At 38.0% G+C, this 16477-nt stretch carries 15 protein-coding genes; 12 read left to right on the top strand and 3 right to left on the bottom strand.

Annotated features, from left to right (window positions below; genetic code table 11):
• Positions 1–76 precede the first annotated feature (76 nt).
• The 8 genes from tsaB (at position 77) to PR725_RS07640 (ending at position 11459) form a co-directional block, all read left to right on the top strand.
• Complete coding sequence (gene tsaB, locus PR725_RS07675) at positions 77–775, top strand: tRNA (adenosine(37)-N6)-threonylcarbamoyltransferase complex dimerization subunit type 1 TsaB (RefSeq protein WP_123381997.1); 699 nt, start codon at positions 77–79, stop codon at positions 773–775.
• A gap of 244 nt (positions 776–1019) precedes the next feature.
• Positions 1020–1622, top strand: a complete 603-nt coding sequence (locus tag PR725_RS07670; protein WP_004910718.1) for a Slp family lipoprotein — start codon at positions 1020–1022, stop codon at positions 1620–1622.
• 431 nt (positions 1623–2053) lie between these two features.
• Positions 2054–3742 carry a long-chain-fatty-acid--CoA ligase FadD gene (gene fadD / locus PR725_RS07665; RefSeq protein WP_004910720.1) on the top strand — a complete coding sequence of 563 codons (1689 nt, stop codon included), beginning with the start codon at positions 2054–2056 and terminating at the stop codon, positions 3740–3742.
• A gap of 84 nt (positions 3743–3826) precedes the next feature.
• Positions 3827–4948, top strand: a complete 1122-nt coding sequence (gene rnd, locus PR725_RS07660; RefSeq protein ID WP_004910722.1) for a ribonuclease D — start codon at positions 3827–3829, stop codon at positions 4946–4948.
• Positions 4949–5347: 399 nt separating this feature from the next.
• Positions 5348–6088, top strand: coding sequence for a Slam-dependent surface lipoprotein (locus PR725_RS07655; protein ID WP_272568385.1), 741 nt, complete (start codon positions 5348–5350; stop codon positions 6086–6088).
• A 90-nt stretch (positions 6089–6178) separates the two neighbouring features.
• Positions 6179–7591, top strand: a complete 1413-nt coding sequence (locus PR725_RS07650) for a surface lipoprotein assembly modifier (RefSeq protein ID WP_196719521.1) — start codon at positions 6179–6181, stop codon at positions 7589–7591.
• Between the two features lie 18 nt (positions 7592–7609).
• Entirely contained in the window at positions 7610–10621 is a 3012-nt protein-coding gene (locus tag PR725_RS07645; protein WP_004910728.1) for a TonB-dependent receptor domain-containing protein, read from the top strand.
• Positions 10622–10688: 67 nt separating this feature from the next.
• A complete protein-coding gene (locus PR725_RS07640) occupies positions 10689–11459 on the top strand; it encodes a TonB family protein (protein ID WP_272568377.1) in 771 nt (256 codons plus the stop codon).
• Positions 11460–11612: 153 nt separating this feature from the next.
• Here PR725_RS07640 and minE read toward each other — a convergent pair whose 3' ends face one another.
• From minE to minC, 3 genes are read right to left on the bottom strand one after another with little or no spacing between them, the layout of a single operon-like run.
• On the bottom strand, positions 11613–11897 hold the full coding sequence (minE, locus tag PR725_RS07635; RefSeq protein ID WP_004910733.1) for a cell division topological specificity factor MinE: 285 nt from the start codon (positions 11895–11897) through the stop codon (positions 11613–11615).
• A 3-nt stretch (positions 11898–11900) separates the two neighbouring features.
• Entirely contained in the window at positions 11901–12716 is an 816-nt protein-coding gene (gene minD, locus PR725_RS07630; RefSeq protein ID WP_117161948.1) for a septum site-determining protein MinD, read from the bottom strand.
• Between the two features lie 23 nt (positions 12717–12739).
• Complete coding sequence (minC, locus tag PR725_RS07625) at positions 12740–13441, bottom strand: septum site-determining protein MinC (RefSeq protein WP_004910735.1); 702 nt, start codon at positions 13439–13441, stop codon at positions 12740–12742.
• Between the two features lie 129 nt (positions 13442–13570).
• Here minC and PR725_RS07620 point away from each other — a divergent pair, with 129 nt between their 5' ends.
• From PR725_RS07620 to PR725_RS07605, 4 genes are read left to right on the top strand one after another with little or no spacing between them, the layout of a single operon-like run.
• On the top strand, positions 13571–13840 hold the full coding sequence (locus PR725_RS07620) for a YcgL domain-containing protein (RefSeq protein ID WP_004910736.1): 270 nt from the start codon (positions 13571–13573) through the stop codon (positions 13838–13840).
• A 48-nt stretch (positions 13841–13888) separates the two neighbouring features.
• Positions 13889–14977, top strand: a complete 1089-nt coding sequence (locus PR725_RS07615; protein ID WP_004910737.1) for a lytic murein transglycosylase — start codon at positions 13889–13891, stop codon at positions 14975–14977.
• Between the two features lie 19 nt (positions 14978–14996).
• Positions 14997–15653 carry a fumarylacetoacetate hydrolase family protein gene (locus PR725_RS07610; protein WP_004910738.1) on the top strand — a complete coding sequence of 219 codons (657 nt, stop codon included), beginning with the start codon at positions 14997–14999 and terminating at the stop codon, positions 15651–15653.
• Positions 15654–15673: 20 nt separating this feature from the next.
• A complete protein-coding gene (locus tag PR725_RS07605; RefSeq protein ID WP_004910740.1) occupies positions 15674–16114 on the top strand; it encodes a YcgN family cysteine cluster protein in 441 nt (146 codons plus the stop codon).
• Positions 16115–16477 lie beyond the last annotated feature (363 nt).

Below are 16477 nucleotides of genomic sequence, written 5' to 3'. Positions count from 1 at the left end.
GCTATTCCTACGGCCGTTTATGTTAATATAATCGGCATCTTTCAATTAGAAACTATTAATTTGCCGGAGTTTAGGCATGTCGAGTCGTATTCTTGCTGTTGATACAGCAACAGAAGCCTGTTCAGTCGCACTTTGGTGTGAAGGTGATATTATTTCTCGTTTTGCGGTTTCTCCCCGTGAGCACACGCAAAAAATCTTGCCCATGGTTGAGGACGTTCTTGCGGAAGCCGGAATGGGGTTAAATCAGTTAGATGCATTAGCTTTCGGGCGAGGCCCAGGAAGTTTCACTGGGGTTCGTATTGGTGTTGGTATCGCACAAGGGTTAGCATTAGGAGCTAATTTACCCATGATTGGCGTTTCCTCTTTAATGACACTTGCCGAAGGCGCCTTTCGTATAGCGGGGCATAAACAGGTATTAGTGGCTATTGATGCACGGATGTCAGAAATTTATTGTGCCCAATATCAGCGAACATCTGAAGGTCACTGGTTAGGTGAAGAAACCGAAGCTGTTCTACTTCCCGATGATTTTAAAAATAAATTTACTGGGCTTTCAGGGGCTTGGAGTTATGCAGGAACTGGATGGGAAGCGTATCCTTCATTGCTGAATGACTCAGCTTCATTGTCGAATAGCCATATTACGCTGCCTGATGCGCAAGATATGTTACCCATTGCTGCGCAATTATGGCAACAGGGAAAAGTGGTTGCCGTTCAAAACGTCGAACCTACTTACCTACGTAATGAAGTTACATGGAAAAAATTGCCTGGTCGTGAATAATACATGGGAAATTAATTGATTTGAATTGGCTATATCACGTGATATAGCCAATTTTTTATATTAAACAGAAAATAAATCCAATATTGAATAATAAAAATACGAATCGAATCATTCAATAATTTAGGATATTATTAGGGTATAATAGAATTCTTATGGCTACTTTTAACATATCGTGTTTTGTTTGCTAAATGCTATTTAAAACTGTATTACCTGAATTTATAATGTCGCTAATCGGAGGTGGTCTATGAACATTGAATTAAACTGCCGTAATGCACTTAAAGGCCTTTTTGTTGCAAGCATATTAGCACTGACAGGGTGTGTTTCGATACCTGCTTCAATTCAAGGTTCGGTGCAAAACCCAACAGATAACTTAACATCCGTACAAAATGCTCCTGAAATGTATATTGGGCAGGAGGCACGTTTTGGCGGGAAAGTGCTTGCAGTTAAAAATGAAACAGCAAGAACACGTTTAGAAATTGCGGTGATGGCATTAAATAAATATGATGCTGCGCCAGAACTCAATTCCCCTTCTATTGGGCGTATTTATGCGTACCTAAATGGTTTTCGTGAACCAAGTGATTTTACTAACCGTTATATTACTGTGGTGGGGAAAATCACTGGGGAGCAACAAGGAAAAGTAGGGCAAGTTCCTTATAAGTATGTCACGTTAGATGTAACAGGTTTCCAACGCTGGAATGTTGCACAAAGTGTCATGCTTCCGCCATCTGGCCCGTGGGGCTATGGTTATTATGGTGACCCGTATTTTTATAACCACCCGTGGGGCTATGGTTATGGATACGGTTATCCTGGAGGCCCAGTACCCGTACAAACGTATCTAACAGAATAATGATTATCTTTCTTTATTTAAAAGCCCTGCTTATAGCGGGGCTTTTTTGTTGATATAGAAAAGATTATCTAAATAAGCGCTAACAGATGAAAGTGCGTAATAAAAACATTAACTAAAATTTAGTTTCAATAAAAATGACTTTAGTTAACGTAATAGGTTAAATCCTTTCTTAAGTGACTAGATAAGCTCTCCAAAAACAACGTAACATCATGTATAATTACGCAATCTTGTACAGATTTATATCTGTTTAACTAATTTAAGACAAACAAGGCGGCTTAGTCCGCCTTGTTTTTTCTTGAAGGAACAAAATTTATTTAGTGATAGACCTCTCAACCTTGACATTGTCTGTTTTTCAAACTGGTACGCTGAGTTAATAATTTGTTAAAAGAGATGTTGAGTATAATAACTTCACTAAATTCAGGAGTAACATTTTGGAAAAAATCTGGCTAAAAAATTACCCTGCTGATGTGCCGGAAGAAATCAATCCTGATAGCTTCGCTTCTCTAGCAGAGTTACTTGAAAATGCGGTTTCTCAATTTGCCGACCAACCTGCTTTCATTAACATGGGGGCGGTGATGACTTATCGGAAACTTGAAGAGAGAAGTCGCGCTTTTGCTGCCTACTTACAAAATGGACTTGGCCTTAAAAAAGGGGATCGTGTCGCATTAATGATGCCAAACCTATTACAATATCCGATTGCTTTATTTGGGATATTACGAGCAGGGATGGTTGTAGTAAATGTTAATCCACTCTATACCCCAAGAGAGTTAGAGCATCAATTGAATGATAGCGGTGCAACAGCGATTGTTATTGTATCGAATTTTGCGCATACACTGGAAAAAATTGTTTTCAATACCAAAGTGAAACACGTCATTTTAACGCGTATGGGTGACCAACTTTCACGTCCTAAAGCCACAATCGTTGATTTTGTAGTTAAGTATGTCAAACGCTTAGTCCCTAAATATAATTTACCAGACGCCATTTCCTTTCGCCGCGCTATGCATTATGGCTATCGTATGCAGTACATTAAGCCTAACATTACCGGTGATGACTTGGCCTTTTTGCAATATACCGGTGGAACAACCGGTGTTGCTAAAGGGGCGATGTTAACTCATCGCAACATGTTAGCAAATATTGAGCAAGCAAGAGCGGCTTACGGGCCTGTACTGAAATTTGGGGCTGAATTTGTTGTCACTGCTTTACCGCTGTATCACGTTTTCGCTTTGACAGTTAACTGCTTACTATTTATTACGGTGGGGGGAGTTAACTTATTGATTACCAACCCTAGAGATGTACCTGACACCGTAAAACAACTAGGACGTTATCCCGTTACGTCAATTACTGGTGTTAACACGTTATTTAATGCGTGGCTGCATAATGAAGAGTTCAAAAAGTTGGATTTTTCACGTTTACGCCTTTCAGTTGGAGGCGGAATGCCCGTTCAAAAAGCCGTTGCAGAAAAATGGCAGAAGCTGACAGGGAAACATTTACTCGAGGGGTATGGGTTAACAGAATGTGCACCACTAGTAACGGGTAATCCTTATAATTTAACCAGTTATAGTGGAAGCATTGGTTTACCTGTTCCGTCAACAGATGTTAAATTCCTTGATGACGACGGCAACGAAGTCGCTATTGGTGAGCCTGGCGAAATGTGGGTAAAAGGTCCACAAGTCATGAAAGGGTATTGGAACCGGCCTGATTCTACCGCGGACACGATAGTGGATGGTTGGTTAGCGACGGGGGATATCGCAGAAATAGATAGCGAAGGTTATATTCGTATTGTTGATCGCAAAAAAGATATGATCATCGTTTCAGGTTTTAACGTTTATCCAAATGAAATTGAAGATGTTATTTCGGCACATCCAGACGTTATAGAATGTGCCGCAATTGGCGTACCAAGTGAAAGTACGGGTGAAGCGGTTAAAGTTTTCGTTGTAACGAAAAATGCGAATTTAACGGGTGATGAGCTAAAAACCTTTTGCCGTCGTTCATTAACCGCGTATAAAGTACCTAAGATATTTGAATTTCGTGATGAATTACCAAAATCTAATGTGGGTAAAATTTTGCGTAAAGACCTACGTGATGAAGAAAAATTGCAAAGAGAAAAATCACCAGTATGATTGTGGTTTAGTCTTAAACAAAGAATAGATGACGCCGGTTTTAACCGGCGTCATTGTGATGAAAATAAAAAAGAGAAACTTGTTTTGAATTATCGTTTAGTAACTACAGATAGTGAATTAGCCCAAGTATGCCAAGAGGCTAGTAATGCACCATGGCTCGCTTTGGATACCGAGTTTGTTCGTACCCGAACATATTACCCACAACTAGGTTTGCTACAGCTATATGATGGAAAGCAAGTTTCGTTAATTGACCCATTATTAATCACGGATTTTAGCCCATTTAAAGCACTTTTAACCAACCCAGAGCAACTAAAATTTTTACATGCGGGGAGTGAAGACCTCGAAGTGTTTATGCATGATTTCGATTGTGTACCTGAGCCGATGATCGACACACAAGTTGTGGCTGCATTTTTAGGTTACCCAATTTCTTGTGGTTTTGCGTCATTGGTTGCTGAACATTTAGGCATTGAGCTCGACAAAAGTGAATCACGGACAGACTGGCTCGCGCGTCCGCTAAGCGAAAAACAGTGTGATTATGCAGCGGCGGATGTACTTTATTTGCTACCATTAGCTGAAATTTTAATGGGAAAAGTGACTGAAGCAGGCTATTTGGAAGATGCAAAAGATGAGTGCCAACGTGTTGTGGCTCGTCGGCAAAAAACACTAAAGCCAGAAAAAGCCTACATGAATATCCATAATGCGTGGCAACTACGTGATGAACAGCTTGCTTGCCTACAATTATTAGCACAATGGCGTTTAAACCAAGCTAAAGCACGTGATATGGCGGTTAATTTTGTAGTGAAAGAAGAGCACCTGTGGAAAGTAGCCCGCTATTTACCAGGCTCTCTTGGTGAACTCGATGCACTTGGTTTAACGGGGCAAGAAATTCGTTGCCATGGTAAGCGTTTATTAGCGATTGTCGAACAAGCAAAACAACTTGATGAAAGCCAATACCCAACACCGGTGGCGAATATTACTGAACAGAGCCAATACAAAAGCGTGTTTAAAGAAATTAAAGCAGTGGTTAAAGATATTGCTGAAAACGAAAAATTTAATGCAGAATTATTGGCCTCTAGACGGCAAATTAACCAATTACTGTCTATTCATTGGGGGTTAAAGTCTTCAGCTACACCTCCTGAGCTATTGGCTGGTTGGCGAGGGCGATTACTCGCTGAGCCCATAGCAAAGCTCTTAGCAAGCGTATAGCATATTATGAGATACAAGAAGAGTACTTCTTGTATCTCATTTAAATAACCTAGTTTACTTTCTCCACCTGTATTTCATTTCTATTTATTGTTTGTCAATATATTTATTCTACTTTTATCCAATAATTGTAATTACTCTTAAAAATACAATTAATTCTTAATGAAAACCCTAATAAATAAAATTAGATACTATAGGGTTTTTAATTAACCACTTAAAAAATAAAAGATTATTTTTTCTTATTGCCTAATAATAAAAAATTGAATTATATCCCCCTCATTTGTAAATAAAAATCATTTGCATATACTCAATCTCGAACATTAAAGGAAAGAATAAACTTTTATTTAATGTGTCTTTGTAAAAAAATACCTAATTCAAACTTCTATTGAAAAGGACGTGCAAATGAAGAAATTATCATTAATTACAGTTGCAGTATCTTTCTCTATATTTTCTGTTGGTGTTATGGCAGAAACGGTATCAAATCAGAGTTTAAATTATAATGATGGCCTAACAAATATTATTGTCGATAAAACTCAATCAACCATGGGGCCACACGGGGGGAGTATCGGTGCACCGGGAATTGGTTCTCGCTTTATGAAGGAAGGCAAAACCATATCATTTTCTGGCTTAAAATATATGGTAACACAAAAGCCAGACAATGTTTATGTTTTGGAAAGTGGCGGTAGCCAGCACGGTGGCATGGGCAAGTTCCAATTTAGTCAAGTTGCAGATGCCGAGGTATATTTTGGTGATTGGTCACAAACTGGCTTAGCCGATGATGCAATGCACACGGTTTATTTCTCCGGTGCGAATGCAACAACAGAAGTCCCAACCAGTGGCCAAGCGAATTATACTATAGCAGGCATTAACCAATTCGCAGGTGAAGCAAAACAGACGGGTTGGTTTAATGCAAATTTTGCGGATAAATCATTTACAGGTGCATTAGAAGGAACGAATAGCCACTCCATGGTGGGGAACATTGAAGAGGATGGTAAGTTTAGCGGTACTGCCATTGCCAATGAAACACATTATGGTAACAGCATGGGGCAACTATTTGGTGAGAATGCAGAACAAGTGGCGGGTATTCTTTCTTATGATAACCATCGTGAGTTAGACACGGCATTTGGTGGGCAGAAAGATTAATCATTATTGAAAATATAATTGGATAAAAAAAGTAGGCAAAAGGAATTTTGTCTACTTTTTTATTTTTATCATTAAAATGGTAGCCTTAATATGTTTATTTTTAATAAAAAAACAAATTTAATATATATAACTTTGTTATTGTTTTTCCCTCTACACTCAATACAGGCAGTTCAAGATGTAAACGAAGAGGTTACTAATGATCTAAGTGGTTATAGTAACAAAAAACATCAATCAGAAATAAATAATGTAAAATATAGTAAAAAAAATATCGACGAGCTTGGCTTTATTCTTTATGATCTAATTCAGCAGAGGGATTTTGATGTAATAAATAAAATCATTGATAACTATGTTAGTCATAAAGACCATGATAAAGAATTGGTTAAATATATTTACTCTGAAAAGGCGATGTTAAATAATGAATATAACTTGGCAATCAGGTTATATAATGAAATTTTAATTCACAAGCCTAATATGCTTTTGGTTGAGTTAAAACTTGCTCGAGCACTAACTTATGTTAAACATTATGAGGCAGCATTATCGATATATCAAAATATAAAAACAAAATATAGCGGGGGAATATCAAGTAAGTTAGCTGAATATATTGAAAATAAAATAATATATTTAGAGAATAAAAATCGCTGGCAAGGAATGGTTAAGCTAGGTTCAAGTTATGATTTTAATTTAAATGAAGCATCAAATAGCCGTGAAATGTACTGTTTTCGTAGTAAATGTATGAATAGCAGCAATCAGTCTATTGCAGGTGGAAAATGGCATTATTACATTAAATCAACAAAGCGTTTTCCTCTCGTGGGTAACCATTCAGGGCTATTATCATTTGGTGCGTTTGGGTTAGAACCGATGAAAACAGTCACGGCTAGAAAAATAAATATATTTGTTAGCGGGGGTTATCAATTTGAGAATGCGAATACAAAAATCGGCATATTGCCCATATTTGAAGCCAAATGGCATGATAACCAATATTATAATTTAAGCCTAGGAGGAAAAATAGCAACAGAATATACGTTAAATCATCGAGTAACTATTTTAGGTGATTTTGAATATAAAAATAAAACGCATCCTCATGAGTATAGTTTTAATGATGGTGATAAATGGATCTATTCACTATTTGGGACCTATTTAGTTGATTCTCAGTTAGTCGCTTTTGGAGGAATACATGGAGCCAATCGGGAAAAACAACGCAATAGTGATAGTTATTCACAGTATGGGATTAGAGCCGGTTTTTTAAAGGTCACCGGACTGTGTGATTTTCTTGTTGCGGTAGGTTACAAACAAACAAATTTCGAACAGTTTGATGTGTATTTAAATGTAAAAAGAAAAGATCAAAATAGATATTTAAATGCCCAAGTGACATTTGATAAAAATAAAATATTAACCTTTACACCTTCTATTTATTTTAATAGCCAAGTGAATAAAAGCACGGCAGATATTATTTATTCTTTTAAGCAAAGTGAAGTCGGTGTCAATTTCACCAAGAAATTTTAATTTTCACCGGAACAGATAATGAAAATCAAAACAGTGATAGCCATTAATATCGTGACAGGGTTATCTATTAGCAGTATTGCAAGTTTAGTCTACGCCCAACAAAGCGAAAACATCGGCTCTATTGTGGTAAATGATAAAGCGACCACTATCAAAGAGCGTGATAGAAAAGGGGCGGACGACCAATATGATAAAGACGAATCAAACATTTATATTAGTAAAGAAGAAATTGATCGTTATAAAGGCACTAACCCCGCAGACACCATTAACCATGCAGTAGGGGTATATAGTGGTGACGCCCGTAATAGCGGGGCGATAGACCCCAATGTACGAGGGATACAGGGGCAAGGGCGTGTTCCGGTGACTGTGGATGGCACAGAACAGGCTATCACTGTGTGGCGTGGCTATAACGGGGCGAATAACCGCAATTATATCGACCCGAATATGATTAGCAGTATTAAAGTAATGAAAAGCGCAACGCTAGACCGTAATGTGCGTACATCGACAGGCGGTGGAGTGGCGATAACCACCATTGGTATTGACGATGTTATGGATAAAAATGACAAATTTGGTTTTGATATTAAATTAGAAACATCGAGTAACTCTACAAAGCCGCGGATTAACCATTTAAACCACGGTATAGATTATCGTGATGATAAGCGCCTATTGAGTACGTTAGACATGCAGAAGTTTCGTGGAATTTATTTTCAAGATCACGAAATGCTTGTTGATGCTCGTAGTAAAGGTAACGCCAATTTCTTTAATCTGCAAGATAACGCAGCACGCATTGCCGTTGGAACACGGCAAGAAAAGTTTGATTTGATGCTGGCATACAGCTACCGCAACCAAGGCAACTATTTTGCAGGGCGCCGTGGGGCGGATAAATTTTATGATGATATTATTACCTATGACCCTAATAACACAAATAAGGCGATAGACCCCTATATACCCTTTGTAGCCAGAATTTACGGGCCAAATACAGAGGTGGCGAATACCTCGAATGAAATGTCGACGTTGTTGACTAAATTAAATTTGATGTTACCGAATGCGCAAGATTTATCTCTGGGTTATATGCGTACAGTGAGTCATTATGGCGAAATTATGCCATCACAAATTCGTTATCATGATCTTGAGGGGAAAATTCCGCAATGGCCTTTGGCTTACTTGGCGCTAAATACTTTTTACGCCAATTATTCGTTCAAACCTGAGTCCATTGGTTGGATTGATTTTCGCTTAGGTTATTGGTTGACAAAAACTAATTTAAACTCAAATACCGCAGGTGGCCAGCCTAGGGAACCAATGGAAAGAGATTGGAATTATGAATTTGGTCGAGATAAAAATGTGGCTAAAAACCCTGCCATTAATGGCACCTTAGTTGATGGCATTAAATTAAACCAACTTAACGATCGCTATGGTGTTTCATTATCCAATAAGTTTCAAATTACACCTGAATTTAAAGTGACTTTAATGGGAAGCTTAATTGATGAAACCATTGGTAGTCGTGAAGATATTTTTAATTCGGATTCTAGCCCCAAGGGGAACATGTTCCGTGCTATCCCAAGGGAAGGTAAGCGTCGGGAATATAATGGTACTATTCGGTTTGATTGGCAGCCTACTGATTGGTTAAGCCTGAATGCGGGGGCTCAATATATTAGCTATTGGTCAAGGGATTTATTAAAAGAGAGACGCATTGCGGCCAAAGATGTAAATTATGCGCCCTATAGCCATATAACCGCTCGAAACTATAGGTTATCCCGTTTATTAAGTGCAGAAGAATACCAAACAATACAGCAGTATGTTGATGATAAAGGGAATACATACGAAGATATAAAAGAAAAACTTTATAATCAGAGAATTTTTATCGAAAAAGCACTAAAAATGAAAGCTAATTCATTAAGGGATGCTAGCTATCGAGAGGATATAAATAGAAAAAAATTTGAGTTTAGAATTACAGAAAGAAACAATATAGTGAAATGGAAGGTCGATGAAAATAACCGGTTTATACGCAAAAATAACCCATTCTATAATGGCGAGATTGATTTAAAAGAAGAAATAATAGATCCCGTAACAGGTTTAAAAGCGAAAAAATATCGATTGGGATCGCTTAGTAATAAAAAAACAGATGAAGTTATGTTCACAGATGACCAAAAATTTAAAGCGCCAAAAAGAAATGAAGAATCGGCTTGGGCGCCAGCGTTAGGAGCAACTATTTACCTAACAGAGAACGACCGAATATTTGGGCGTTATTTAGAGACCGTTAGAATGCCAAGTATCTTTGAAGACACTATTGGTTTTTCAGGGGGACGTGAAGCAAACTATGTGCCGCCGGTTTATTTGCCAGAACGTAGCCATACAATAGAACTGGGATATGTGCGTAATTTCCAAGAACTGGTTGCGGCAGAAAATCATGCTGACTTACGTATAAATTACTACAACACCGTAGTCACAAATGCCTTTGATAGGAACGACAGGTTAGTCTTTACGCAGGTTGATAAACATAACACAGCTGGTTTGGAACTATTGGCACGTTATGATAATGGCTGGGTATTTGGTGACTTAGGGGTAGATTACCGCTTAAAAAATGAAGTTTGTGATGAAGTCTCATTGATGGTGATGGACCCCTATAATAAATTTGGGGGCTCAGAGTGTACAACAGCTGGGTTCCCCGGCGGCTATTTACGTACTCAATTGCAACCCAAATACAGTATTCATGCCAACCTAGGTTTACGTTTCTTAGATGAAAGCTTGGAAGTGGGTAGCCGTATGCGTTATCACAGTAAAGCAAAAAATGAGGATGAGGCGGAAATGATAGATAAATATCCATTCTCATATGCACCATTAAATAATAGCCCAATGAGCTGGAATGCGGTTTTTACTGCTGATGCTTATGTTAATTACCAGTTTAATAAAGACCTATCGTTTGAATTATTAGCTACAAATTTATTTGATGAATATTATATTGATCCTCTAACCCGCAGTATGATGCCGGCACCGGGTAGAACTATACGCTTCAATGTAACAAGTCGCTTCTAAAAGGGATTCCCCTTCGTTGATGTAGTTATGTTTTGGCATTAGCGAAGGGGCTATTAGGGATATTAAAATGCTTACTCTACGTTTTAATTTTGCTGTTATGGTTTCGCTATTATTTCATTTTGGTATCGTTTTTTATTGCTTAAGTGCTGAAAAAACACGTCACGCACAAATTTATACGCCAATAAAGGCGGCGATTATCTCTATTGCATTGACGCAAAATGTAATTGAAAAGCAAATAAGTGATGTCACATTAAATAATAAACTAACTGGCGGTTTACTTTCTGAACCGCAACAAAATGAAAATGTGGTAATCAAAGTTGCTAATAAAAAAAGTACGCATAGTGATGAAAATAAAGTTTCGGATGTACAGAAAAAAGTTATCGAGAAAAAAGAACAAAAACAACCAAATAAAAAAGTGATTAAGCGGAAAGAACAACAACAAAATAAAAAAAACGATGATGTAAAACAAGAACAGCAAGCTGGCCAAAATAGTACTTTATCAAATGCCGCAGGGGAACAGGGTGCGCAAAATACGAGGGCAGTAGGGGATAATATAAGTGCGAATTATCAATCTTATATTGATAAATTACGTAGAGAAATAGAGCGCCATAAACGTTACCCAAGAAAAGCGAGAAATACCCATATTCAAGGAAAGGTTCTGGTGAATTTTACGCTTACGTCATCGGGAGAGATAACAAGGGTGAGTATTGCTAAGTCTTCTATGCATACACAACTCGACCAAGCTGCGTTGACGGCTATAGCAAAGAGTCGCCCTGTTGGCATACCACCAGAGGGTTTAAAAAAACAGATAACATTGTCAATTGAATTCGAGTTATAAATTGCCTAATAGCGGTGGGCTTTCAACCTGAATAGCTGTTTGAAATTAGCGCCCGAGGGTAGTTCTTAATTTATTGTTTTATATTAATAAGATAAAAGCAAGCCGCGACCTATTGAATTAATCCTAAAATTAGACAGCGGCTTTCTTTGCAAATTACTTTTCTTCTGTTGTTGTTTTTATTTCGTCACCTTCAGGTAGCGTAACGTTTAGTTCAAGAACAGAAATATCATCCCCTTTTTGCTCAAATTGCACTGATAACATCTCAGGGTCAACTTGGACATACTTACAGATAACCTGCAAAATATCTCTTTTCATATCTGCAAGATATGGGGGCTCGCTATCACCACGGCGGCGTTCTGCAACGATGATTTGTAATCGCTCTTTTGCGATATTCGCTGTCGTTTTTTTTCTCGACAGAAAGAAATCCAATAAAGCCATTATTTATCCCCCAAATAGGCGTTTTAAGAAACCTTTTTTCTCTTCTTCAATGAAACGGATAGGGCGATCTTCACCTAAAATACGAGCAACACAATCATCATAGGCTTGGCCTGCATCAGATTCTGTATCCAAAATGACCGGTTCACCTTGGTTAGAAGAGCGCAGTACAGATTGGTCTTCAGGAATAACACCAATCAAAGGAATACATAAGATTTCCAGAACATCTTCCATGCTTAGCATATCGCCACGGGTTACACGGCCAGGGTTATAGCGTGTTAATAATAAGTGTTCCTTAATGGGGTCTTCACCTTTTTCTGCGCGACGTGATTTTGATGCTAAAATACCCAAAATACGGTCAGAGTCACGGACAGAAGACACTTCCGGGTTGGTAGTGATAATGGCTTCATCAGCAAAATAGAGTGCCATTAAAGCGCCACTTTCAATACCTGCTGGGGAGTCACAAACAATAAAGTCAAAACCAAGATCATCGCTTAATTCATCAAGAATTTTTCCTACCCCTTCACGCGTTAATGCGTCTTTATCGCGTGTTTGCGAAGCAGGTAAAATGAATAAATTTTCGGTGCGCTTATCTTTGATTAAAGCCTGATTCAGGGTTGCATCACCTTGGATAACGTTTACGAAGTCATAGACTACTCGACGTTCACACCCCATGATGAGGTCAAGGTTACGTAGGCCGATATCAAAATCGATCACCACCGTTTTATTCCCTTTTTGTGCCAGGCCAGTAGCTATGGCCGCGCTTGAAGTGGTTTTACCAACGCCACCTTTACCTGAAGTCACTACAATTATGCGTGCCATGAATAATTCCTTGTAAATAAGGTCTAATTTAAATATTCGATATTAAGTTTGTTATCAACTAAACAAAGTTTAGCTGCTTTGGCGAGAAATTCAGCAGGGATTTGATCGCTCAGCCAATATTCACCTGCAATGGAGACCAGCTCAGCTTGCAAATGAGTACAATAAATCTGACTTTCAATATCGCCGGAGGCCCCTGCTAATGCACGGCCTCGCATCACGCCATAAATATGGATATTACCATCTGCTAATAGTTCTGCACCTGCACTAACATTACTTGTGACGATCAGATCACTATTTGGTGCATAAATACGTTGTCCAGAGCGAACAGGGGTATTGATAATACGAGTTTTACGATATAAAGGCTCAGTTTGAACTGTAGCAGCCTGAGGCTCAGGCTGAATCTCAACAGGTTTTTGACTTTTACCTTCGCTTAATATCGGTAAACCAGCATCGTTTGCTTTTTGTCGCATTTGCGGGTTAGTACACCCACTAACCCCAACAATACGTAATCCCGCAGATATAACAGAACGATGAATGCTCTGTAAATCTACATTTGGGGATAATTCAGCAATGTTAATCACGACAGGAGCATTTTTAAAGAAATCAGGAGCTTGATTTACTTTATCTTGCAGCGCTTTTTTGATGAGTTTAGGCTCTTCACTGTATAAGTGAATAACTGAAAGAGTAAAACTGCTGCCTTTAAGTTCTATTGGCGATTGTGGCATCTATCCAGACTCAGCAAATTAAAATTTCCGAAACAATCCTCGGGTGAAGATATTCTGTAAAACAATAGCATGTTATAGTTACTATATACTTCAAGCAAGCTAATGAACTAAGAAAAAGAGTTAAATATAATGATTTGTGCAATTTATAGAAGCCCTAAACGTGACCAAACTTATCTTTATATTGAGAAGAAAGATGATTTTTCACGTGTTCCTGATGAATTATTAGCCCAATTTGGTACACCTCAATTTGCTATGCTTGTCTCATTAGATAAGCGTGAAAAGCTCGCCAATGCTGACTTGGCAAAGGTTAAATCTGACCTCTTAGAAGTTGGTTATTACTTACAATTCCCACCTCCGGTGGAAAATTTGCTTTCAGAACACAAAGAACTGAATAACTAGAGCAAATTAAGAAAATCCTGAAAAGCAATGACAGTCTGGAGGAGACAAATGAAACCAACGTTATTATATACATTAGTCGCTGGTTTGTTTTTAACAAGTTGCTCTGCAACTCATAACGAATCAATTGTTACTCAACCGATTACAGCAGAACAAAATGCGGCTATAGCGCAAGAAGTCGTTGCTTTAGATAAAGCATTTCCTATTGAACAACGTGAACCATCACAATTTCCTGCTTATGTGGAATTACTGAAAGAACATGCTATTGAACAGGGGATTAAGCCTGCCACCATTGAACGTGCTTTTGCTAATATCCATTTTATTGAGCGTGTAGTGAAAGCAGATAAAGGCCAACCAGAGAAAAGGGCGACGGTTACGTTAGCAAGCTATTTAAAAAACGTATTACCACAATCGCGTATCAATGCAGGCTATGACAAATATTTAGAAAACAGATCCACTCTAGATGCTATAAGTGATAAATATGGCGTTCCACCTCAGTTTATTGTTTCATTATGGGGATTAGAAAGTGGTTTTGGGCGCTCACAGGGTAAAGAAGATGTTATCTCGGCACTCGCGACATTATCTTTTGAAGGACGAAGAGAAGCGCTTTTTAGCAAACAACTTTTAGCTGCGCTTGAGATAATGGATAAAGGTTATATCCCAGAAGATCAACAGCTCAAAGGTTCATGGGCTGGAGCGATGGGCCAGAGTCAATTTATGCCAACCTCTTATTTGTCTTATGCAGCAGATGGTGATGGTGATGGTAAAATGGACATTTGGAATAATAAATCTGATGTTTTTGCATCCATCGCTAATTATTTATCAACAGAAGGTTGGCAAGCTAAATTACCATGGGGTTACCAAGTTAACTTACCTGTAGATTTTAATAAAACGTTGGAAGGTGTAAAAGCAGAACAAGGAAGATCTGTTAGTGAATGGCAAGAACTAGGTGTTACATTACCTGCATTCGCTCAGTTACCTTCAGGCGTAAAAACGTGGGTGGTTATTCCGGATGACCCTGAAGGCAGGACATTTTTAGTGACCGAAAATTTTCGAACCATTATGCATTGGAACCGCTCGTATTATTTTGCATTGAGTGTATGCATGATGGCAGATGGTATCGCTAATAAAATACAATAACGATAATAGGAGTACTATTATGTATCAACATCGTGACTGGCAAGGTGCGTTACTGGATTTCCCTGCAAATAAAGTTGTTTGTGTTGGTAGTAATTATGCAAAGCATATAAAAGAAATGGGGTCTGCTATACCGGAAGAACCTGTTATTTTTATTAAACCAGAAACTGCCTTGTGTGATATTACTCAATCAATTGTTATTCCAAAAGATTTTGGTGCTGTTCATCATGAAATTGAAATGGCAATCTTAATTGGTATGCCATTAAAAAATGCAGATGAAGATCGTGTATCACGTTCTATCGCCGGTTATGCAGTTGCATTAGATTTAACCTTACGTGATTTGCAGGCTAAATTTAAAAAAGCAGGTCAGCCATGGGAAAAAAGCAAATCATTTGATGGTTCATGTCCAATTTCTGGCTTTATTCCTATTAGTAACCCAAATGACTTACAAAATGTTCAGCTTTCTCTGGAAATAAATGGTGAAGTTCGCCAAGAGGGCTCAACGCGTGATATGATCACGCCAATTTTACCTCTGATTAGCTATATGTCCCGCTTTTTCACATTACGTGCAGGGGATGTCATCTTAACGGGTACACCTGAAGGTGTTGGCCCATTAGCTTCTGGTGATATGCTAAAATTATCAATTAATGATCACTCGCTGACTACACGGGTTATTTAAGTATAGGATTAAAAAGTATTATGTCGCAGTTCTGGCAATTTAAAACTTTAGATGAAATGACGGATGAAGAATGGGAATCTCTCTGTGATGGTTGCGGGCAATGCTGCTTACACAAATTAATGGATGAAGATACAGATGAAATCTATTTTACTAATGTCGCTTGCAATCAGCTAAATCTAAAAACTTGCCAGTGTAAGCATTATGAAGACCGCTTCAGTTATGAAACGGATTGTATAAAACTTAATCGCTATAACTTAGAAACATTTGGATGGCTGCCAAGCACTTGTGCTTACCGTTTGTTATTAGAAGGGAAGCCTCTCCCGGCCTGGCACCCATTAAAAACCGGCTCTAAAGCGGCAATGCATAATGAAGGCGTGTCTGTTCGCCATATCGCGGTCAGAGAAATTGATGTGGTGGATTGGGAAGAACACATTATGAATAGGCCGATGGGTAGGGGGTAGTAGTAACCCTCTATGATACAGTAAGTTATTATGGAAATATTACTTTCAACTGTAGGCTTATTTGCCATTCTAAATATTGCTATTTTACCGGCAATAATTTCTTTTTTTGAAAAATTTAGCCAAGTTGCATCGATGATGATTTATTCATTTTAATTGGTGCATTATAGTGTGTTAAATGAAAGTAAATAATAATCACACTACTACAAGGTGTGATTATTTATTCTATTAGTTATAGAAGTTTTCAATAAATATTCAATATTGCCTTCTAGTTATTAGCCTTATCAGTCTTAAAATTTTAACTGCATGAAAATCTATCTTTAAAACCAACCTCTCACAATTTTTTATGTTATATCTTAAAACCAT

Source organism: Providencia sp. PROV255 (assembly GCF_028478065.1).
In the GTDB taxonomy this organism is placed as follows: domain Bacteria; phylum Pseudomonadota; class Gammaproteobacteria; order Enterobacterales; family Enterobacteriaceae; genus Providencia; species Providencia rettgeri.
This window is presented reverse-complemented; position numbering and strand designations above follow the sequence as displayed.

What these genes read in the sequence shown, in the direction of transcription:
- tsaB (WP_123381997.1), top strand. Translation starts at nt 77, where the DNA reads ATGTCGAGTCGTATTCTTGCTGTTGATACAGCAACAGAAGCCTGTTCA.
- PR725_RS07670 (WP_004910718.1), top strand. Translation starts at nt 1,020, where the DNA reads ATGAACATTGAATTAAACTGCCGTAATGCACTTAAAGGCCTTTTTGTT.
- PR725_RS07655 (WP_272568385.1), top strand. Translation starts at nt 5,348, where the DNA reads ATGAAGAAATTATCATTAATTACAGTTGCAGTATCTTTCTCTATATTT.
- PR725_RS07650 (WP_196719521.1), top strand. Translation starts at nt 6,179, where the DNA reads ATGTTTATTTTTAATAAAAAAACAAATTTAATATATATAACTTTGTTA.
- PR725_RS07645 (WP_004910728.1), top strand. Translation starts at nt 7,610, where the DNA reads ATGAAAATCAAAACAGTGATAGCCATTAATATCGTGACAGGGTTATCT.
- PR725_RS07640 (WP_272568377.1), top strand. Translation starts at nt 10,689, where the DNA reads ATGCTTACTCTACGTTTTAATTTTGCTGTTATGGTTTCGCTATTATTT.
- minE (WP_004910733.1), bottom strand. Translation starts at nt 11,897, where the DNA reads ATGGCTTTATTGGATTTCTTTCTGTCGAGAAAAAAAACGACAGCGAAT.
- minD (WP_117161948.1), bottom strand. Translation starts at nt 12,716, where the DNA reads ATGGCACGCATAATTGTAGTGACTTCAGGTAAAGGTGGCGTTGGTAAA.
- minC (WP_004910735.1), bottom strand. Translation starts at nt 13,441, where the DNA reads ATGCCACAATCGCCAATAGAACTTAAAGGCAGCAGTTTTACTCTTTCA.
- PR725_RS07620 (WP_004910736.1), top strand. Translation starts at nt 13,571, where the DNA reads ATGATTTGTGCAATTTATAGAAGCCCTAAACGTGACCAAACTTATCTT.
- PR725_RS07615 (WP_004910737.1), top strand. Translation starts at nt 13,889, where the DNA reads ATGAAACCAACGTTATTATATACATTAGTCGCTGGTTTGTTTTTAACA.
- PR725_RS07610 (WP_004910738.1), top strand. Translation starts at nt 14,997, where the DNA reads ATGTATCAACATCGTGACTGGCAAGGTGCGTTACTGGATTTCCCTGCA.
- PR725_RS07605 (WP_004910740.1), top strand. Translation starts at nt 15,674, where the DNA reads ATGTCGCAGTTCTGGCAATTTAAAACTTTAGATGAAATGACGGATGAA.